At 71.6% G+C, this 19707-nt stretch carries 20 protein-coding genes; 12 read left to right on the top strand and 8 right to left on the bottom strand.

Annotated elements, in window-relative coordinates; genetic code table 11:
- Positions 1–93: 93 nt before the first annotated feature.
- Positions 94–750, bottom strand: a complete 657-nt coding sequence (snpA, locus tag ACFT9I_RS29920) for a snapalysin (protein ID WP_382569345.1) — start codon at positions 748–750, stop codon at positions 94–96.
- Positions 751–951: 201 nt separating this feature from the next.
- Between snpA and ACFT9I_RS29915 the strand changes: the two genes are divergently transcribed.
- The 4 genes from ACFT9I_RS29915 to ACFT9I_RS29900 all read left to right on the top strand — a co-directional run bounded on the left by ACFT9I_RS29915 (position 952) and on the right by ACFT9I_RS29900 (position 5224).
- A complete protein-coding gene (locus ACFT9I_RS29915) occupies positions 952–2007 on the top strand; it encodes a LysR substrate-binding domain-containing protein (protein ID WP_382569343.1) in 1056 nt (351 codons plus the stop codon).
- 133 nt (positions 2008–2140) lie between these two features.
- Entirely contained in the window at positions 2141–2512 is a 372-nt protein-coding gene (locus ACFT9I_RS29910; RefSeq protein ID WP_382569341.1) for an ArsR/SmtB family transcription factor, read from the top strand.
- Entirely contained in the window at positions 2512–2784 is a 273-nt protein-coding gene (locus tag ACFT9I_RS29905; RefSeq protein ID WP_382569339.1) for a hypothetical protein, read from the top strand. The genes ACFT9I_RS29910 and ACFT9I_RS29905 overlap by 1 nt, the downstream gene beginning before the upstream one ends.
- A 130-nt stretch (positions 2785–2914) precedes the next feature.
- Positions 2915–5224 (top strand): MMPL family transporter, encoded by a 2310-nt coding sequence (locus tag ACFT9I_RS29900; protein WP_382569337.1) that lies wholly within the window; start codon positions 2915–2917, stop codon positions 5222–5224.
- On the opposite strand, the gene ACFT9I_RS29895 is transcribed toward ACFT9I_RS29900, so the two are convergent.
- Positions 5191–5769 (bottom strand): TetR/AcrR family transcriptional regulator, encoded by a 579-nt coding sequence (locus ACFT9I_RS29895; RefSeq protein WP_382569347.1) that lies wholly within the window; start codon positions 5767–5769, stop codon positions 5191–5193. The genes ACFT9I_RS29900 and ACFT9I_RS29895 overlap by 34 nt on opposite strands.
- Positions 5770–5937: 168 nt before the next feature.
- Between ACFT9I_RS29895 and ACFT9I_RS29890 the strand changes: the two genes are divergently transcribed.
- The 5 genes from ACFT9I_RS29890 (at position 5938) to ACFT9I_RS29870 (ending at position 11078) form a co-directional block, all read left to right on the top strand.
- On the top strand, positions 5938–6906 hold the full coding sequence (locus ACFT9I_RS29890; protein WP_382569335.1) for a DMT family transporter: 969 nt from the start codon (positions 5938–5940) through the stop codon (positions 6904–6906).
- 73 nt (positions 6907–6979) lie between these two features.
- Positions 6980–7399 (top strand): RidA family protein, encoded by a 420-nt coding sequence (locus tag ACFT9I_RS29885; RefSeq protein WP_382569333.1) that lies wholly within the window; start codon positions 6980–6982, stop codon positions 7397–7399.
- Complete coding sequence (locus ACFT9I_RS29880; RefSeq protein ID WP_382569331.1) at positions 7396–8382, top strand: hypothetical protein; 987 nt, start codon at positions 7396–7398, stop codon at positions 8380–8382. The genes ACFT9I_RS29885 and ACFT9I_RS29880 overlap by 4 nt, the downstream gene beginning before the upstream one ends.
- 149 nt (positions 8383–8531) lie before the next feature.
- The gene (locus ACFT9I_RS29875) at positions 8532–9788 is read left to right on the top strand and encodes a glycosyltransferase 87 family protein (protein WP_382569329.1); all 1257 of its coding nucleotides are present in this window, start codon (positions 8532–8534) and stop codon (positions 9786–9788) included.
- A gap of 126 nt (positions 9789–9914) precedes the next feature.
- On the top strand, positions 9915–11078 hold the full coding sequence (locus tag ACFT9I_RS29870; protein ID WP_382569327.1) for a serine hydrolase domain-containing protein: 1164 nt from the start codon (positions 9915–9917) through the stop codon (positions 11076–11078).
- A 21-nt stretch (positions 11079–11099) separates the two neighbouring features.
- Here ACFT9I_RS29870 and ACFT9I_RS29865 read toward each other — a convergent pair whose 3' ends face one another.
- From ACFT9I_RS29865 to ACFT9I_RS29850, 4 genes are all read right to left on the bottom strand, one after another.
- Positions 11100–11774 carry a LuxR C-terminal-related transcriptional regulator gene (locus tag ACFT9I_RS29865; protein WP_382569325.1) on the bottom strand — a complete coding sequence of 225 codons (675 nt, stop codon included), beginning with the start codon at positions 11772–11774 and terminating at the stop codon, positions 11100–11102.
- On the bottom strand, positions 11762–13009 hold the full coding sequence (locus tag ACFT9I_RS29860) for a sensor histidine kinase (RefSeq protein WP_382569323.1): 1248 nt from the start codon (positions 13007–13009) through the stop codon (positions 11762–11764). The genes ACFT9I_RS29865 and ACFT9I_RS29860 overlap by 13 nt, the downstream gene beginning before the upstream one ends.
- Positions 13010–13177: 168 nt before the next feature.
- On the bottom strand, positions 13178–13846 hold the full coding sequence (locus ACFT9I_RS29855) for a response regulator (protein ID WP_382569321.1): 669 nt from the start codon (positions 13844–13846) through the stop codon (positions 13178–13180).
- Positions 13843–15102, bottom strand: a complete 1260-nt coding sequence (locus ACFT9I_RS29850; RefSeq protein WP_382569319.1) for a sensor histidine kinase — start codon at positions 15100–15102, stop codon at positions 13843–13845. The genes ACFT9I_RS29855 and ACFT9I_RS29850 overlap by 4 nt, the downstream gene beginning before the upstream one ends.
- 132 nt (positions 15103–15234) lie before the next feature.
- Between ACFT9I_RS29850 and ACFT9I_RS29845 the strand changes: the two genes are divergently transcribed.
- Positions 15235–16146 carry an ATP-binding cassette domain-containing protein gene (locus ACFT9I_RS29845; protein ID WP_382569316.1) on the top strand — a complete coding sequence of 304 codons (912 nt, stop codon included), beginning with the start codon at positions 15235–15237 and terminating at the stop codon, positions 16144–16146.
- Positions 16143–17033 (top strand): ABC transporter permease subunit, encoded by an 891-nt coding sequence (locus ACFT9I_RS29840; protein ID WP_382569314.1) that lies wholly within the window; start codon positions 16143–16145, stop codon positions 17031–17033. The genes ACFT9I_RS29845 and ACFT9I_RS29840 overlap by 4 nt, the downstream gene beginning before the upstream one ends.
- A gap of 42 nt (positions 17034–17075) precedes the next feature.
- Here the strand turns inward: ACFT9I_RS29840 and ACFT9I_RS29835 are convergent, their stop codons facing one another.
- Positions 17076–17864, bottom strand: coding sequence for an SDR family NAD(P)-dependent oxidoreductase (locus ACFT9I_RS29835; RefSeq protein WP_382569312.1), 789 nt, complete (start codon positions 17862–17864; stop codon positions 17076–17078).
- 113 nt (positions 17865–17977) lie between these two features.
- On the opposite strand from ACFT9I_RS29835, the gene ACFT9I_RS29830 reads away from it, so the two are divergent.
- Positions 17978–18625 carry a TetR/AcrR family transcriptional regulator gene (locus ACFT9I_RS29830; protein ID WP_382569310.1) on the top strand — a complete coding sequence of 216 codons (648 nt, stop codon included), beginning with the start codon at positions 17978–17980 and terminating at the stop codon, positions 18623–18625.
- Here the strand turns inward: ACFT9I_RS29830 and ACFT9I_RS29825 are convergent.
- The gene (locus ACFT9I_RS29825; protein ID WP_382569308.1) at positions 18612–19484 is read right to left on the bottom strand and encodes an RNA polymerase sigma factor SigF; all 873 of its coding nucleotides are present in this window, start codon (positions 19482–19484) and stop codon (positions 18612–18614) included. The two genes, ACFT9I_RS29830 and ACFT9I_RS29825, sit on opposite strands and share 14 nt — an antisense overlap.
- Positions 19485–19707: the final 223 nt, after the last annotated feature.

The following is a 19707-nucleotide window of genomic DNA, read 5'->3' as shown; positions in this document are numbered from 1 at the left end:
TGCCGGTACTCGACAGCGAGTACCGGCACGCCCGGTCGGTGCCTGATCCGGTGGGGGGTCCGATCTGCCGGTCGACGGCGGATCAGCGACGGATCAGGAAGCCTTGGCCAGCGCGGCCGCGAAGCCGTTCGCCCAGAGGCTGTTGACCTGGTTGCGCTCGGCCTGGTCCGGCTGCGAGTTGGTGCAGGACGGGCCGGGGCCGCCGCCCGACATCAGCTTGCTGCAGGGAGCCGTGTAGTTGTCCGGCAGGCCGAGCACGTGCCCGGTCTCGTGGGCGGTCACGCGGAGGGAGTCGTACTGCTGGTTCTGCGCGTAGTCCAGGAAGATGTAGCCGCGGCCGTGCCCGTCGGTGCTCGCGTACGAGCCACGCGGGTCGTTGCCCTCTTCGTAGGTGAAGTCCGCGTTGCCGCCCTGCTGGAGCTGCACGTTGGCGACGGAGCTGTTCCAGATCTGGGTGCTGCTGGCTATCTCGCCGGCGAACGACGGGGCGCCGGAGGCGTCGTACACGACGGTGACGGCGAGGGCGCCCGGGTTCGCGGCACGCTTCTCGGCGACCGACTTCATGACGGCCTCGTAGAAGGCCTTGGTCGCGGCGGAGTCTTCCGACGAGCCCTCGTACTGGGCGTACGAGGTGGTGGTCGGCGCGGCGCTGGTGGGGTCAGCGGCGGCGGCCGGGGTGGCGGTGAGGGCGGTCGCGAAGGCCAGCGAGAGTCCGGCGATCGCGGAAAGTGCCGTCTTGGGGTATCTCATGTGGGGGGCTCCTACTCGTCCTACGAACGGGTTCGGTGGGATGAGTGTCGTGCCTCACACGGCCGCAGCGGATGATGCCGAAGGGCGATAGCACCAGAGCATCACCCAGGCGTCGGCTCGCCCAATTTTCTTCGAATGAAAGCCAATTACTGCGTTTTGGGTCCCTGGCGTGACGCAAACAGCAGGCCTACTCTTCGGTACATGGAGCTGGAGGTCAGGCATCTACGCGCGCTGTGCGCCATAGCCGACGCGGGAAGTCTGCACAAAGCGGCCCGGCAGCTCGGGATGAGCCAGCCGTCCCTGACGACGCAGCTGCGGCGGATCGAGAACTCGCTCGGCGCCGAGCTGTTCTCCCGTGAACGCACCGGCTGCCGGCCCACGTTGCTCGGCCACTCCGTGCTCAGCCGCGCGCGTCCGCTGGTCGCCGGGATGGCCGTACTCGTCAGCGAGGCGAGAGCGGCGGCCGACCGGTCCGCCGGGCCCCGGCTGCGCATCGGCTCCACGGCGAGCCGCGCCCTGGCGGGCTGGCTGCGCAGACTGCGCGAGCGGCTGCCGGGCACCGACATCTCGCTCCAGATGGACGTCTCGGCGAACGCGCTGCTGCGCCAGGTGTCCGGGGGCGGGCTCGATGTGGCGTTCGTGCACGAGGTGGAGGGCTGTCCGCTGCGGGTGCCGCCGGGGCTCGACCGGCGCGTACTGGTCGAGCGGGAACCGCAGTTCATCTCGCTGGCCCGGGACCACCCGGCGGCCGGCAGTCAGATCGTCGAGCTGGCCGACCTGGCGGCCGACCGGTGGATGATCGACCCGACCGTGGACGGTGAATGGGACGGTCTGCGGCGCGTACTGGGCGAGGCCGGGCTCAACCCGCCCGTCCTGCACGGGGATTACCTGACCGCCTCGTCGCTGATCGCGGTCGGCGAGGCGATAGCGCCCTGCCAGCCGACCTCGGTGCCGCGCGAGGACATGGTCGTACGGCCGCTGCGGGACGACCCGTTGGCGGTGCGGCTGCTGCTGTTCTCGCGGCCGGGGGCGTACGAGGGCGCGGGCATCGCGGGTCCTGGCACCGCGGGTCCGGGCGCCGCGGGTCCGGGCGCTGTCGCGAGCGCGGACGCGGGCGGTGACGGGGACGGCCCCGGGGGCGCCGAGGTGTACGCGGACCTGGAGGCGGCCTACCGCGAGGCGGCGTTGCAGGCCGTCGTGTACCGCCAGTGGCTGATGCGCAACAAGAGCCCGCTGCTGCACGCGCCCGCGGCCTGAACGTCCGATCCGAGCGCCGGCCGACCCGCGCTTCTCCCTCCCTTCGAATCCCTTCGAACATGCCCTTCGAACATGGGGTTAGTAATTCACGTAGGCACCTGCTAACTTTTCTTTGCATGTGCAGGAGGTCGCGATGAGCCCACCCGTGCCCACGGGCGACGAACTGGTTCGCGTACTGGCGACGCTGTCCAACCCCCACCGGCTGCGCGTCGTCGCGGCACTCGCCGGGGGACGTAACTACGTCAGCCGGCTGGCCAGGGAGCTGGACATCAGCAGGGCGTTGCTCCAGGTCCATCTCAAGAAGCTCGAAGCCGCCGGTCTGGTGACCTCGCGGCTGGAGCTGTCGGACGACGGGAAAGCCATGAAGTTCTACGAGGTGAACGCGTTCGCGGTCGTTCTGACGCCGCAGGACATCGTCACCGCCGTACAGACGCTGAGCAATCAGAGCACGCAGGGCAATCAGAGCAACCAGAGGGACGAGAGAGAAGAGAAGGGGGCCGTCTGATGGACGACGAACAGGCGTGGCAGGAAGTCATCGGAGCGATAGGGCTGTTCGCGATCCTGCTGATCGTGGTGACGCTGACCCTGTGGCACTTCACCGTGGGCCGCCGGACCAGGGAGGTCAGGGCCGACGAGAACGAGTACCGCCAGCTCGCCGCCCAGGCGGTGGAGGGCCAGCAGCGTACGGAGAAGCAGCTCGCCGACCTGGGCAGGCAGCTCACCGATCTGCAGAGCCGTACCGGATCGCTGGAACGGATCCTCAAGGACGTCGAATAGCCCGGCCAACGAGCAGGACACAACCCCGGGCCGCCGAGCGGCAACTCGACGGCCCGGGCACAGAAGGACGCTCCACTCGCCGAACGGCGAGCTCCACGGATACGACCCTCCGAGTGAAGGAGAGCAGCTCATGCTGCGCCGAATCAAGTCAGAACCCGCCGGACCCGGCGAACGCGCCGAACCGGCCGACCGCCCCGGACCGGCCGACCGCCCCGGACCGGCCGACCGCCCCGGACTGGTCGAGTCCGTCGCCGGCTGGTCCGCCAGAAACCGCACGGCGGCCATCGCCGCGTGGCTGCTCCTGGTCGTCGTCGCCGTCATGTCCTCCTCCCTGTTCCCCGGGGAACAGGTCAGATCGACCGACCCCGGCGAGGCGGGCCGGGGTCAGCGGATGATCTCCGCGCAGAACGCCGGGGACTCCATACGCGAGAACGTGATGATCCGGGCAAGGGAGGGCGAGGCCCCCGCGACCCGCCGCGCCGCCACGAGGGACCTGGTCGCGGCGTTGCGCGCCGTGCCCCACGCGGCGAAGGACGTCGGGTCGCCGCTAGGCGCGGACGGTGGGCGCTGGGTCTCCGATGACGGCACGGCCGACCTCGTCACGTTCGAAATCGCCGGTCCCGACGCCGAGTTCGCCGCCCACAAGCGGACCGCCTTCGACGCCGTCCAGAAGGTGGTACGGCAGCACCCCGAGGCGCGTATCGACCAGGCCGGCGACTCCAGCCTCTCCTCGGCCGTCGACGACGGCATCAAGGACGACATGAAGCGCGCCGAGACCACCTCGCTGCCGCTCACCGTCGTCATCCTGCTCGTCGTCTTCGGCTCGCTCGTCGCGGCCGGGATCCCGCTGCTGCTGTCGGCGACCGCCGTCGCCGCCGCGTTCGGGCTGCTGGACACGCTCGGCCGGTGGGTGCCGTTCAACAGCGCCGCCTCCGCGATCGTGCTGCTCATCGGCATGGCGGTGGGCATCGACTACTCGCTGTTCTATCTGCGCCGTATCCGCGAGGAGCGAGCGGCCGGGCGGTCGGTCCAGGAAGCGCTGCGGATCGCGTCGCGCACCTCGGGCCACGCGGTCGTGGTGTCCGGTCTGACCGTGATGGTGTGCATGACCGGGCTGCTGTTCACGGGTGTCGACGTGTTCAAGGGGCTCACGCTCGGCACCGTCCTGGTGGTCGGTCTCGCGGTGCTCGGTTCGGTGACGGCGTTGCCCGCGCTCGTGGCCGCGCTGGGGGACCGTGTCGATCTGGGCAGGATCCCGTGGCTGGGACGGCGGCGTACGGCCGCGGGCCGGTCGCGGATCTGGACGGCCGTGGCGGGCAAGGTCGTACGCCGTCCGCTGCTCACCGGCGGTCTGGCGGCGCTCCTCCTCGCCGCCATGGCGCTGCCGGCGCTCGGGCTGCACCTCCAGGACGCCACGCAGATCCAGAGCCTGCCGCGCGGTGTATCGGCGGCGGCCGACGCGGGCGCCCGGATGCAGCGGGTGTTCCCCGGGGTGACCACGCCCGCGCGCGTCGTGGTGTCGGACAACGGCCCCGAGGCGCGGGCGGCGGCCGAGGCGCTGCACGAGCAGGCCGCGCGGAGCGACGGGGCGCTGCGCGAGCCGATCACGACGGTGCCGGTCGGCGACATGCTGGTGGTACGAGTGCCGCTGGCGGGGGCCGGTACGGATCCGGAGTCGATGCGCGCCCTGGAATTCCTGCGGGAGCGGGCGGTGCCCGCGACGGTGGGGGCGGTGAAGGGGGCGGAGGTCGCGGTCGCGGGCCGGACCGCCATGCCGTACGACTTCACCCGTCAGGTGAACGCGCGGACGCCGCTGGTCTTCGCCTTCGTCCTCGTCCTGGCCTTCGTCCTGCTGGTCGTCGCCTTCCGCTCGCTCGCCCTGCCGCTCGTGTCGATCGCGCTGAACCTGCTGTCGATCGGGGCGGCGTACGGGGTGCTCGTCGCCGTCTTCCAGGGAGGCCGACTGGAGTCGCTGCTCGACTTCAACGCCTATGGGGGCGTGGTGAGTTGGCTGCCGCTGTTCATGTTCATCATTCTGTTCGGGCTGAGCATGGACTACCACATCTTCATCCTCAGCCGGATCCGCGAACGGTGGACCGGTTCGCCGGGCGGTCCCGACTCCACCCGCGAGGCGATCGTCGGCGGCATCGCCGCCAGCGCGGGGGTCGTGACCAGCGCCGCCGCCATCATGGTCGGGGTCTTCTCGGTCTTCACGACGCTGTCCTCGATCGAGTACAAGATGCTCGGTACGGGGATGGCGGTGGCGATCCTCATCGACGCGACGGTCGTACGGGGCGTACTGCTGCCGGCGGCGCTCGCGCTGCTGGGGGACCGGGCGTGGACGCTGCCGGGGCGACGGGGCCGCTCAGTCGACCGTCGTGAGCCCGACGGCCATGCCATCGACCGTCACGCGTACGCCCCGAGCACGACCCGCGCCTGATCGCGCGCGAGCCCGAGGGCGTCGGGGAAGATGCCCAGACCGTGGGCGACGAGCGCGCCCTCGTGAAGGAGCATGAGCGTGCGGGCGAGGCGGTCGGCCGTCTCGGACGGGGTCGCCTCGCCCGGCGCCAGGACCTCCCGCGCGAGGCTGGTGAACAGCTGCAGCATCCACGCCTTCTGGTCGGTGATCAGGGCGTACGCCGGATGCTCCGGATCGTCGATCTCGGCGTGGGCGTTGACCATGCTGCAACCCCGTGAGCCGTTCGCCTCCGCCCAGGCGCGCGAGGCGTCGAAGACCGCGAGCACGTGCTCGGCGGGCGACGGGGGCGCGGCTGCCAGCCGCTCGTCGAGGAGGGCGCGCCAGCGTTCGTCGCGGCCGGCCAGATACTCGACGACGATCTGCTCCTTCGAGCCGAACCGGTCGTACAGCGTCTTCTTGGTGACCCCGGCCTCGGCGGCGATGCGGTCGACGCCGACGGCGTTGATGCCGTGTTCGTAGAAGAGCCGCGACGCGGCGTCCAGGGCGCGGCGCGCGCCGGGGGTCATGACGATCCGGCGCGGGGGGCGGCGGGCGCCGCTCACGCTCTTGTTCGCGGTCTTGTTCACGCTCATGGTGGCAAGTATACCGATCTGTATAGTGGGGCGCATGAGTAAACAGATCGGTATACCTGTCTCCTCTGTCAAGGACGGTTGCGCCACGGGTGGTGTCCTGCCGTGAACCTCCTTCTCTCCGTCGCGTTCGTCATCTGCTGGAGCTCGGGCTTCATCGGCGCCAAGCTCGGCGCCGGCAGCGCCGACGCCGTCACGATCCTGATGTGGCGCTTCCTGCCCCTGGCCCTGGTCCTCGGGGCGGTCGCCGTCGTCCGCGCCCGCGCGGCCTGGCGCGGGCTGACGGCGCGCGATCTGCTGCGGCAGTGCGTGATCGGCGCGCTGTCGCAGAGCGGCTACCTCCTCACGGTCTACTACGCGATCCAGCTCGGCGTCTCCAGCGGCACGACCGCCCTGATCGACGGCACGCAGCCGCTCGTCGCGGGCGCGCTGGCCGGACCGCTGCTGCGGCAGTACGTCTCCCGGCGCCAGTGGCTGGGCCTGTGCCTCGGCGTGACGGGAGTGCTCGTTGTGACGTCGGCGGACGCGGCGGCGGTGCGGGGCGTGGCGCTGTGGGCGTACGCGGTGCCGTTCCTCGGCATGCTGTCGCTGGTCGCCGCCACGTTCCTGGAGGGCCGTACCCGCAAGGCGGTCGCGCCGTCCGTGGCGATGACGATCCACTGCGGCACGAGCGCCGTCGTCTTCACCGTCCTCGCCGTCGCCGCGGGCGCGGCGGTGCCGCCCGCCGAGACGTCCTTCTGGCTCGCGGTCGGCTGGCTCGTGCTGCTGGCGACGTTCGGTGGATACGGCCTGTACTGGCTGGTTCTGCGCCGCTCCGGGATGCTGCGGGTGAACACCCTGATGTTCCTGATGGCGCCGGTCACGGCCGTATGGGGCGCGGTCATGTTCGGTGAACCCTTCGGCCCGCAGACGGCCGCCGGGCTCGCCGTCGCGCTGATCGCGGTGGCGGTGGTACGAGGCGGGGCGCGCGGTCCGGGGGATGCCACGGCGGACGGTCCGGCAGACGTTGCGGCGGACGGCGGAAACTCCGGTGACGTGCGGGCCCGCCGCGCAGACAATGGCACGCGGGTGTGACCGCGAGGGCTTTGAGCGGCTTTCGGGCGTCACCCCGTGACCGATCGATCCATCTCTGGCAAGGAGCGACCTCATGGCGCGGCGCACAACCGTCCCCAGCCTCTTCCCGCCGCCCGGCTACGCGCACGCGGCCGTGGTCGAGAGCGGCAGTCGCCTGGCGTTCATGGCCGGATCCGTACCGCTCGACAAGGACGGCACGCTCGTCGGACCGGGTGACTTCGCCGCGCAGACCGAGCAGGTCCTCGCGAACCTGGAGACCGCGCTGCACGCCGTCGGCAGCGATCTGGGCCGGGTGATCTCCACCGACGTGTACGTGGTGTCGTCGGACCCGGGTGACCTGAGCCGGGTCTGGGACGTGGTCCATGCCTCGGGTCTCACCACGGGGCCGCACACCTCCACGCTGCTCGGGGTCGCGTGCCTCGGCTACACCGGCCAGTTGGTGGAGATCACGGCGGTGGCCGAGGCCGACGGAGCGACGGACTCAGGGGAGTGAGGGCGGCCCCTCTCCTCGCCGGGGCCGCGGCTCTCACGGCCCTCGCCGCTCTGGCCGGCTGTTCGTCCGGCTCCGGCTCCGGCTCCGGCAGCGGTTCCGCCGCCGACGAGGCGCCCGACACCTCCGCGTACACCGACGGCAGTCGTGTGCCGAAGGTCGAGAAGGAGTGGGACATCCCGGAACTGCCGCTGGCCCGCTACGAGTTCAGCGCCGACGAGACCGAGCGCACGACCCAGGCCCAGGTGCGCGGGGCGGAGCGCTGCATGGCCGGCTTCGGCTTCACCGGCTTCATCCTCGACCCCACCGGACCCGTCTCGGTCGACAGACAGGCGTCCTTCGCCACGCTGGTGGCGGTGGCGATGGCGACCCCGTTCGGCGAACTCGACCTCGACGAGGCGCGGCGTTGGGGTTACGGGTGGGACCCGAAGCTGCCCGGCGGGGAAGGGAAGAAGGGCCCCACGGTGACCGAGGCGGAGTATCAGGTGCTCTACAACGCCGACCGCGCCACGGACCTCGTCGTCAAGGGCCGCAAGGTCCCCGAGGGCGGCTGTTTCGGTCAGGCGTCCGCCCGGCTCAACGAAGGGGTCGAGGACACGACCCGGATGTACACCTACACGTCGCGCCGGACCCAGGCGCTGGCCAAGAAGGCGCGGAAGGACCCCGACGTGAGTGAGGCGCTGCGCACCTGGGCGACGTGCGTCGAGGACAAGGGCTTCAAGCGGTACAAGGGCCGCGAGGAGGCCTTCCGCGACGACGCGTGGCACCGGGGCGACGACGGCAACACCCGCCGTACGCAACGGGAACGGGACACGGCCGTCGCCGACATCGAGTGCGCGCGCGAGCACAACACGGTCGGGGTGTGGTGGGCCGGCGAGGCGCGGGCACAGTCCGCCGACATCGTGAGCCACCGGGCGCAGTACGAGGCGGTGCGGCGCGACCAGGACGTCGTACGGGCCAACGTCCGCGACGTGATGGGGGATTGAGCGGTACGTGAGGGTGGACCGAGACGGTCCACCGGCCGCACTCGGTCCCGGTCGGGTCTGCTCGCGCCCGCTCGGTAGGGGAAACCCGACCACCAAGTCTCGACCTGACCGTGCTGACCCCGACAGGCCCCGGCGGCTGCAATGTCGAGGTGATTACTTGGCGAGTCGAACGCGACAACAGCAGGTCGGCGGCCCCCTGGTGGTGGCCCGTGGGATGGCTGCTCGCCGCCGTGTGGGCGGCGGCCTTCCCCCTCGTCTCCGAGCTGGGGACGCACCGCGTGTGGGGCGTCTGCGCGGCCGTCGGATACGCGGGCGCCGCCGTCGCCGCACGGCTGCTGCCGCGCCCGCGCGCCGTGCGGGTCTCGGTGACGGTGGCCCTGGCGGGCGCGGTCGTACTGCCGCTGCTGCTCCTGGTTCTCACCGGCCAGGCGCAGTCGGAGGTCGACGTCATCGAGCGGTCCGGCCGGCTGCTGTACGAGCGGGGGACCCCGTATCTGGACGCGCCCCGGCGGGTCGAGGAGTACACGCCGTATCTGCCGGGGATGGCGCTCCTGGGAATCCCCCGCGCGCTGCTCGGTGAACACGGCTGGGTGGCACGGTACTTCGGCGACGCGCGGGTGTGGTGCGCGGCGGTGTTCCTGGCGTGCCTGGTGGCGAGCCGGGGAGTCGTACGGCGGCCCGGGGACGGGGCCCAGGTGCGCGGTGAGGACGAGCGGTTCGGTACCGCGACGGCCGCGCTGATCGCCTCGCCGGTCGTGGCACTGCCCCTGTGTGTCAGCGGAGTCGACCTGCCGCTGGCCGGGCTGTGCGTGCTGGCCGTCGCCTTCGCCGTACGCGGGCGGCCGGTGGCGGCCGGGCTGGTGCTCGCCGCCGCGTGCTCGCTCAAGTGGACGGCCTGGCCCGCGATTCCGGTCGTCGTCGCGCTGCTCGGCTGCGTGTGGGGCGCGCGGCCGGCTCTGCGCTGCGCGGGTACGGCGGTTGCCGGTACGGCCCTGCTCGTCCTGCCGTGCGCGCTGCTCTCACCCGGTCCGATGGTCCAGCAGGTGCTCGCCTTCCCCACCGGGCGGGGCGAGTTGGCGACCCCGGCGGCCAGCCCGCTGCCCGGCCGGCTGCTCGCGGAGCAGGGCGCCATGGGGTGGGCGGCGGCGGTGACGCTGCTCGTGTGCGGCGCGATCGGCGTCGGCGTCTCGCTCGTCCTGCGGCCGCCACGGGACGCCGTGCGGGCCGCGGACCGGCTGGCGCTCGGCCTCGCCATAGCGTTCCTGCTGGCGCCCGCCGGGCGGTTCGGCTATCTGGCGCTGCCCGTAGTGCTGGTGGTGTGGGCGCGGTCGGTGGACACAGGGGCGGCGCCGGCCGGGTCCTGGGAGGCTTCGGCGCGGCAGCTGACGCGACTGCGCGAACCCTGAGGCGCGCCCCGACCGCGCCCTGGTCGAACCCCGAACGCACCCTGAGAACCGTGAGCGCCCTCAACCCCCGCCTCCCTGTTCGTGTCTCCTCCCGCGACTGCGGACCCCGGCTTATGAGGAGCTGACATGGCAATACGACGGCACAGGCCAGCGCGTACGGGTGTGGCGGGGCTCGCGGTGGCGGCGCTGGCCGTCACCGCGTTCACGGCGCCCGCCGCCGAGGCGGCACCGAGCCGCACCGGGCACGAGGAGACCCGGCGGGCGCTGGACGACGTCGTACGGGGCGGCATACCCGGAGTGGCGAGCCAGGCGCGCGTCGGGAACAGCGTCTGGAAGGGCGCGGCGGGTGTCGGCGACCTCAGAACCGGCGCGCCGCGCGGCGCCGACGACCGGTTCCGTATCGCCAGCATCACCAAGACGTTCGTGGCGACCGTCATGCTCCAACTGGAGTCGGAGGGACGGCTCGACCTCGACGACACGGTGGAGACCTGGCTCCCCGGAGTCGTACAGGGCAACGGCTACGACGGCCGGCAGATCACCGTACGGCAGCTGCTCAACCACACCAGCGGCGTGTACGACTTCATCAACGACCCGGCGTACGAGAAGAAGTATCTCCTCGGCTTCCTCAAGAACCGCTACAAGACGCGGTCTCCACAGGAGGCGGTGGACGCCGCGACGGCCCACGCGCCGACCTTCGCGCCGGGGACCGACCACGCGTACTCCAACACCAACTACGTGCTGGCCGCGCTGATCATGGAGCGGGTCACGGGGAACACGTACGAACACGAGGTACGCACCCGGATCTTCGAACCGCTCCGGCTACGCGCCACCGTCCTGCCCGGCAACAGCTCGCTGATGCCGAAGCCGAGCGGCCGGGCATACTCGACACTGGGCGAGACCGCGCCCGGGGCCAAGACCTACGACGTCACCCACCAGAACGCCTCCCAGACCTGGGCGGAGGGCGACATGATCTCCAGCGCGGGAGACCTGAACCGGTTCTTCGGCGCACTCATGCGCGGCGAACTGCTGGCTCCGGAGCAGTTGAAGGCCATGAAGACCACCGTCTTCGACTCCGACTACGGCCTTGGCATCGAACGGCTCACGGCGAGCTGCGGGGCCGAGGTCTGGGGCCACAGCGGCGGCTGGATCGGCTCGCTCTCCTTCGCGGTGACGACCGAGGACGGCGGCCACTCGCTCGCCCTCAACCTCAACGGGGACTGGAACGCGGCAGGCATGGGGCCGGTGGTGGACGCCGAGTACTGCGGCACGGGCACGGGCACGGGCGGCTGAGGACACCCATCAGCCGCACCGTTACGCCGTTTCGCCGCGCAGATGCGCCAGCACCGCGAGCACCCGGCGGTTGCCCTCCGTCGGGTCGAGGTCCAGCTTCATGAAGATGTTCCCGGCGTGCTTGACCACCGACGCCTCCGTGACCGTCAACCGCCCCGCGATCGTCTGGTTGTTGAGCCCTTCCGCCATCAGCCCCAGGACCTCCCGCTCGCGCGGCGTGAGCCGGCGCAGCGGGCGGTTCCGGGCGTGCTGGACGAGCAGGACCCGTACGACCTCCGGGTCGATGACCGTCTGCCCGTCGGCCACCCGCCGCATCGCGTCCAGGAACTCGGAGACCTCGCCGACCCGGTCCTTGAGCAGATAGCCCAGCCCGGCGGCCTCCGATCCGCCCGCGCCGCCGAAGAGTTGGGTCGCGTACGCGGTCGCGACGTACTGCGACAGTACGAGCACCGGCAGCCCGGCGTGCCGGGCCCGTAGCTCCAGCGCGGCCCGCAGCCCCTCGTCGCGCTGGCCCGGCGGCATCCGGACATCGGTGATCACGAGGTCGGGGAGGGCGGGGCGCGCGTCGTCCACGGCGCGCGCCAGCGCCTGCGCGTCGCCGACGGCGGCGATCACCTCGTGTCCGCCACGGGTCAGCAGCTCGGTGAGCCCCGCCCGTAGCAGTACGGAGTCCTCCGCCAGTACTACGCGGAGCACGGCACCTCCATCCGGACCCTCGTCGGGCCGCCCACCGGACTGGACACCACCAGCCTGCCTTTCAAGATCGCCGCACGGTCCGCGAGACCCTGCAGACCCGCGCCGGCGGCGGGGACCGCCCCGCCGCTGCCATTGTCGGTGATCACAAGAGTCAGCCGGCCGTTCCGCAGCCTGCCGACGACGGACATCTCGCTGGCGTCGCTGTGCTTGGCCGCGTTCGTCAGCGCCTCGGTGACCGTGAAGTACGCGACCGTCTCCACCGCGTCGGGCAGCCGGCGGGGCAGGTCGATGTCGACGCCGACCGGGATCGGGCTGCGGAGCGCGATCTCCGCGACGGCGGCGTCGAGGCCGTGGTCGGTCAGGACCTGTGGATAGATACCGCGCACCAGGTCACGCAGTTGCGTCAGCGCGAGCCGCGCCTCGCCGCGAGCGCGCGACACCAACTCCGTGGTGGGCGACCCGCTCTCCCGCAGCTCCAGCTCGGCCAGCCCCAACGTCATCGTGAGCGCGACCAGTTGCTGCTGCGCCCCGTCGTGCAGATCACGCTCGATACGGCGCCGCTCGGCCTCGAACGCGTCGGCCAGCCGGGCGCGCGACCGGGTCAGCTCGACGACCTGGCGCTCCTCGTCGCGGGGCGACAGCAGGAACACCGCCGTCCTGACCTGCGCCCCGGCCAGCAGGCCCGCCGCGTACGCGCACAGGGCGAGGGCGACGAGTCCGGCGGCGGTGGCGGGCAGGGCGTGCGACGGACTCTCGATCGCCTGTCCCGGGATGAGCATCACGCTGTCCGGAGCCACGGCCCGGACGATGAGCGGCGCCGCCGTCAGGACGACGGCGAACGTCAGCCCGATCGCGACGCCGAACCCGGCGAGCGCGAAGACGACGCCGGACACCACGACGTATCCCAGCTCGCGCCAGGTCGACCGCTCCCGCAGCCGGGCGCCCAGCCGCGCCCGGCGGCCGGCGCCGGGGAGCGAACGGTGCGGGTCCAGGACGGGCACCGGCTCGACCAGCCGCAGCCGGCGCCGCTCCAGCGCGGCCACGGGGATGCCGAACACCGTGGCGGCCAGGAGGAGTACGAGGCCCACGCCGATGACGGACAGGATGACGCCGAAGACGGCCAGGGCCGTCAGAACGGCCACGGAGGCGAGGCCGGTGAGCGCGCCGCTGAGCAGAAACGCCCACGCGCGCCAGGGCCAGCCCGACAGGAGGAAGCGCTGCGGGGGCTGTCTCATGGCGCGCCAGACGGTGACACCGGAGACTGTCTCTTCCCGTTCCGCTTCCCGTTCCGCTGCGGAGCCCGTCTTCAGGTCTGGCCCAACCGGGTCGTCCGACTCATCCGATATACGCACCAGGTCAGGGTACGAAACGGGGCGCGCCGCCCCGCCCTCGCGGAGCGCCGCTCAGCCGGGCGGGGCCACCAGCCCCGTCTCGTACGCCAGGATGACGAGCTGGACCCGGTCGCGGGCGTCGAGTTTGGCCAGCAGGCGGGTCAGATACGTCTTGGCCGTGGCGACGCTGATGGACAGCTCGGCCGCGATCTCGGTGTTGGACAGACCACTGCCGACGAGGACCAGGACCTCGCGCTCCCGGTCGGTGATGCCGGTGACCGCGCGCCGGGCGGGGCGCGATGTGGGGCGGCCCGCGAACTCCTTGATCAGGCGGCGCGTGACGCTCGGCGCGATCAGGCCGTCGCCGCTCGCGACCACCCGGATCGCGGCGAGGATGTCGTCCAGCGCCATGTCCTTGACGAGGAAACCGGCGGCTCCCGCGCGCAGCGCGCCGTACACGTGGTCGTCCTCGTCGAACGTCGTCAGGACGATGACATGCGTGGTGCCGGGACCCGCGGTGATCTGCCGGGTGGCGCTGATGCCGTCCGTGCCGGGCATACGGATGTCCATCACCACGACGTCGGGGGCGAGTTCGGCGGCCAGCCGTACGGCCTCGGCGCCGGTGCCCGCCTCGCCGACGACGTCGAGGTCGGGCGCGTCGGTGATGACCATGCGCAGCGCGGCGCGGACGAGGGGCTGGTCGTCGGCGAGTACGACGCGTACGGGCGCGGGGGCGCTCACGCGCCGGCCCCTACCGGCAGCGGCAGCCGCACCGTCACCCGGAAGCCACCCTCGGGGCGGGGTTCGGCCGAGAAGTCGCCGTGCAGCAGCGTCGCGCGTTCGCGCATGCCGACGAGACCCCAGCCTTGGCCCTTACCGCTGCGTCCGTCCCCGCGTCCGTCGTCCGTGATCTCGATGGAGAGTTCGTCGGTCCGGGAGTCGACGGTGACGCGGCAGGACGGGGTGCCCGCGTGGCGTACGACGTTGGTGACCGCCTCCTGGATGATGCGGTACGCCGAGATGTCGATCTCCGGCGGCAGCGGGCGCCGTTCGCCGTGCCACCGCACATCGACGCGGACCCCGGCGGCCGTCGTCGTCGCGGCCAGCCGGTCGACGTCCGCGAGACCGAGGGCGGGACCGAGGGCGGGATCGAGCGCGGGGCCAAGGGGTGCACCGTCGCCGTACGCCAACCCCTCGGCGTGTTGGGGGAGTTCGGGCTCCGCCTGCCGCAGCGCGCCGAGCATCCGGCGCAGCCCCGCCAGCGTCTCGCGCCCCGCCGTCTCGATACTGCCCAACGCCTCACGCGCGGCGACGGGCTGCGTCTCGATGACACGGGCCGCCGCGCCCGCCTGGAGGGCGATGATGCCGATGCTGTGCGCGACCGAGTCGTGCATCTCGCGCGCGATCCGCAGCCGCTCGGCGGTGACCGCCTGCGCCGCCGCCTGGACGCGGGACTTCTCGGCGTACTCGCGTGCCTGGTGGGTCGAGTTGCCGATGAGCCAGGCGATGGCGGCGGTCATCGCGACGGCCAACTCGGCCGACGTACCGACGTTCCACCCGCACACCAACCGCACGGTCAGATAGCCGACCAGTGTGCCGAGCGCCATCGCGAGGGCGACGAGACCGGTCCGGCGTGGCCGGGTGGCGGCGACGGCATACAGCGCGACATCGACCGCGAGGAACTGCGCGAGCGGAATCTCGCCCACACTCAGCGGAGTCGTCGCCACGACGGAAGCGGCGAGCAGCCGGCCCATCGCCGCCACCGGCCGGTGGGCCAGCAGTCTGCACCCCCACAGCGCCAGCCCGGTGCCGACCGCCATCATCACCAGGCCGTCCCACCGGTAGAACACGACTCCGGCCATGACCGTCGCCGCCTCCTCGCCGGGCAGCCTCAGCCGCATGAGAAAGGTGAAGACCATGCCCGCGCCCCAGGCCAGGGCGGTCCAGGTGCTCGGACGTACGCGCTTGAGCAGGGGCAACGGCAGCATGGCGGTCATGGGCCGATGCTAACGACGCGGTCCGCGCGGGTCATCGGACCGTGGTTGTACACCCGTGGCCGACAGCAGTTGGCGGGATTGTCGGCGCCGGTCCGACGACACACGGGGGAGCGCGCCGCCACCGTTGGCCGGGTGATCGAAGTCAACGAACTGACCAAACGCTACGGCGGCACCACCGCCGTCAAGGACCTCAGCTTCAGCGTCCGCCCCGGACTCGTCACGGGGTTCCTCGGACCCAACGGAGCCGGCAAGAGCACCACCCTGCGGATGATCCTCGGCCTGAACGAGCCCACCGGCGGTTCGGTCACCGTCGACGGCCGACCCTTCCGGGACCGCCCGCGCGGGCTGCGGCACGTCGGCGCGCTGCTCGACGCGGGCGATGTGCACGGCGGGCGCACCGCGACCGCGTACCTGGCGGCGCTGGCGCGCAGCAACCGCATCCCGCGCGGCCGGGTGGACGAGGTGTTGGGGGAGGTCGGCATCGGCGCCGCGGCCCGGCGGCGGATCGGGGGATTCTCGCTCGGGATGAGGCAGCGGCTCGGTATCGCCGCCGCGCTCCTCGGCGATCCGCCGGTGCTGCTGTTCGACGAGCCGCTCAACGGCCTGGATCCGGAGGGGGTGAAGTGGGTGCGGGGGCTGTTCCGGCGGCTCGCCGCCGAGGGGCGCACGGTGTTCGTCTCCAGCCATCTGATGACCGAGATGGAGCACACCGCCGATCAACTCGTCGTCATCGGCAGGGGCGAACTGATCGCGGCGCAGAGCCTGAAGGACTTCGCCGCGCGCGGGGCCCGGCGGTACGTGTCCGTACGCACGCCGGACACCGCCGCACTGGCCGCCGCGCTGAGCGACGAGGGCGCGGTCGTACGCCAGGAGGACGGCGGCCTGCTCACGGTAACCGGGCCCGACGCGGCCCGCATCGGTGACCTCGCCTTCCAACACCGGCTACGAGTGCACGAGTTGACCACGGTCACCTCGTCCCTGGAGGAGGCGTTCGTGGAACTCACCGCCGAAAGTGTCGAGTACGGAGCGGGGGACCCCCGATGACCAGGAACACGTTGCACACCGCGCCCACGGCGCCGACGACGCCCACGCCGCGCTCCACCGCGAGCCCCGTCCCACCCGAACCCCGCCCCCGCTTCCGTGACCTCCTGGCCGCCGAATGGCTCACCCTGCGCTCCCTGCGCTCGACCGTGTGGTCCTACGTGATCGGCGCACTGGTCGTCATCGCCTTCAACGGAGGCGCCGCGTACGACCGTTACCGCTACTGGCACGAGTACGACGCCCGGAGCAGGTCCGACTTCGTCACCGACGGCATGGCCTTCATGTACGTCTGCACGACCAACGCGGGCATCGTCATGATGCTCGTCGCCGGTGCCGTGGGCGCTCTCGCGATCACCGGTGAGTACAGCACCGGCCAGATCCGGGCGGTCTTCGCGGCCGTACCGGCCCGCCGCTCGCTGATGGCGGCCAAGGTGTGTGTCCTGACGGCCGCGATGACCGTGTTCGGCGCGGTCGCCGCCGGGGTCTCGTTCTGGCTGACCCAGGCCATCCTGGGCGCACGCGGCGCCGGGGTGTCGATCGGCGATCCCGGCGCGCTGCGTATCGTCGTCGCCTCCACCTTGCTGGCACCGGTCAGCGCGCTGGCAGGTGTGGCGCTCGGCGCCGTTTTGAGGCACAGCGCCGGCGCGGTGGTGAGCGTGGTGGCGCTGCTGCTGGTGCTGCCCCTGGTCCTCAGTGACGACCGGTACTGGGGGGCCGTGGTCGGTCACGCGATGCCCGTCAGCGCGTGGACCCGGCTGGTCGACATCGGGTACGACCCGTCAGCGGTCCCTTTCCCCTGGACGACCACGGGGGCGTGGGCCGTGTACGCGCTCTGGGCGACGGTCGCGGCGGTGGTGGCCGTGTGTGCGGTGCACCGCCGCGATCAGTGATCGGTGATCGGTGATCGCGTGATCCGGCCCCACTCCACGCGCTCAGACGGTCTTGACGGCCCCGCCGTCGATGAGGTGGTCCGTCCCGGTGGTGCTGCCCGCGAGGGGTGAGGCGAGGTACGCGACGAGGGCGGCGACCTCGTCGGGCCGTACCAGCCGGCCCGTCACCATCCCCATGGCGGCCGGGAGTTGGGCCACGAGCTGCTCGTGCTCCACGCCCATCGACCGGGCCAGGGCGGCACCGTAACCCTTGGGGCTCTCCCACATGTCCGTGCGTACGGCGCCGGGCGAAACGGTGTTGACCCGCACTCCGAGCGGGCCGAACTCCTCGGCCAGCGCCTTGCCGAACGCGGTCAGCGCGGCCTTGGCCGTCGTGTACGGGACGGGGCCCGCGTGCGGCGTACGGGCGCCGTTGGACGAGATGTTGACGACGGCGCCGCGGCGCTCGACGAGTGGGGGCAGCGCGGCGCGGGTGGTGCGTACGGCGGCGAGGAAGTTCAGGTCGAACATCTCCTGCCACTGCTCGTCGGTGAAGGTGAGGAAGCCGCCGGTCGCTCCGTCCACGCTGTCGCCCCCGCCGACGTTGTTGACCAGCAGGTCGATGTCGGTGAGTTCGGCCCTGGCCTGCTCGATGAGCCGGGCCGGGCCGTCGGCCGTGGAGAGATCGACCGATATCGCGAGCGCGCCCGTGGCCTTGAGCGCGGGGGTGAGCGTCCGGGCGGCGGCCACGACGCGCATGCCCTCGGCGACGAGTGTCGTGACCACGGCCAGACCGATGCCGCGGCTCGCGCCGGTGACGACGGCTGTCTTGCCGGCCAGTTGCAGATCCATTGCGTACTCCGATGCTCCGAGAGGCGAGACTTCGACGATGCGAAAACTCTAGAACATGCAACATCGATGTAGCAAGTAGGAGAGAAAGAGCAACCACCCCGTAGTCTTCATCCATGGCTGAACAGAAGAAGCCGAAGCCCTTGCGGGCGGACGCCGAGCGGACCGTACAGACGATCCTGACCGCCGCCGAGCGCGTACTGAGCGCCAATCCGGCGGCGACGATGGAGCAGATCGCCGAGGCGGCGGGGGTCGCCCGTACGACGGTCCATCGGCGTTTCGCGACGCGCGAGGCCCTGGTCGACGCGCTGATCGCGTGGGCGACGCGGCAGTTCCACGAAGCGGTGGTGGGCGCCCCGGCTACGGCTCCGCCGCTGGTCACCCTCTACCAGGTGACCGCCAACGTGCTGCGCGTGAAGATCGATTGGGGCTTCGCGATGAGCGGGGCGGCGCCGCAGGACCCGGAGGTGGCACGGGTGCACGCCGACGTACTGGAGCGCTGCGACAGCCTGTTCCTGCGCGCGCGACAGGCCGGCGTCCTGCGTCAGGACGCCGACCTGCTCTGGGTCCGCCAGGTGTACTACGCGCTGATCCACGAGGCGGCGCAGAACCGCACGGACGACCCGGCGGACGGCTCGGCCGACGACGCGCCGGAAGGCTCGGCGGACGGCGACGTCGACGCGCTGGCCACGCTCGTGGTCGACACCCTGCTGCGCGGCGTCGGCGGCGCGGCCGGGTCGGGCTCCTCGCTCAGCTCTCGGTGAGCATGCCGTTCCGGAGCTTGGCCAGCGTCCGGGCCAGGATTCTGGAGATCTGCATCTGGGAGACGCCGAACTGCTCGCCGATCTGCGACTGGGTCAGTTCCTGCCCGTAGCGAAGCTCAAGGATCTGACGTTCCCGCTCGTCCAGCGTGCTCAGCAGCGGTGCGAGGCTCTGGAAGTCCTCGACCAGCTCCATGGCGGGATCGCACGCGCCCACGAAGTCGGCGACGGACGCGCCGCTGTTGCCCGGGGCGCCCCCACCGGAGTCGGCGGGCAGGTCGAGCGAGTCGGAGTTGTAGCCGTTGGCGGCGATCAGCCCCTCGACGATCTCCTCCTCGCTCAGCTCCAGATGCTCGGCCAACTCCCGCACCGTCGGGTCCCGGTCGAGCCGCACGGCGAGCTGGTCCTTGGCCCGCGCGAGCTGTATCCGCAACTCCTGCAACCGGCGCGGCACATGCACGGCCCAACTGGTGTCGCGGAAGAACCGCTTGATCTCACCGACGATGTACGGCACGGCGAACGAGGTGAACTCCACCTCGCGCGACAGCTCGAACCGGTCGATGGCCTTGATCAGCCCGATCGTCCCGACCTGGACGATGTCCTCCAGCTGATCGTCCCGGTTACGGAACCGCTGGGCGGCGTACCGCACGAGCGACAGGTTCATCTCGATGAGCGTGTTGCGCGCGTACTGGTATTCGTGCGTGCCCTCTTCAAGAACCTGGAGCTGCTCGAAGAACACCTTCGACAACTCCCGCGCGTCGCGCGGCGCGACCTTCCCCGCGTCCTCGATCCACGGGAGCTCCCCGACACGCGGCCCCGTAAGCGGTTCGGCGGTTCTCGTGAACTGGGTGGACATGGACATGATGTTGATCCCCTCCCGGATCGGCGAACGGGGGGCTCGCCGACGCGACGTGTGCCCGGCCTTCTCCCACCCATGCGCGCTCCGCGCACATTTCTCCCGCCCGTGGACCGTCCGATTCCGTAACCGGCCGTATGAGCTAGTTCAGGTACGCCGTCATGGGTGGACCGACGGACGCACCCGACGCGAAGAGGATGGGCCGAATTCCGGACGGCCTCGCCGACGC

It is taken from the genome of Streptomyces sp. NPDC057137 (genome assembly GCF_042670825.1).
Taxonomy (GTDB): domain Bacteria; phylum Actinomycetota; class Actinomycetes; order Streptomycetales; family Streptomycetaceae; genus Streptomyces.
Note: the sequence above shows the minus strand (reverse complement) of the source record. Positions and strands in the feature narration are given on the sequence as shown.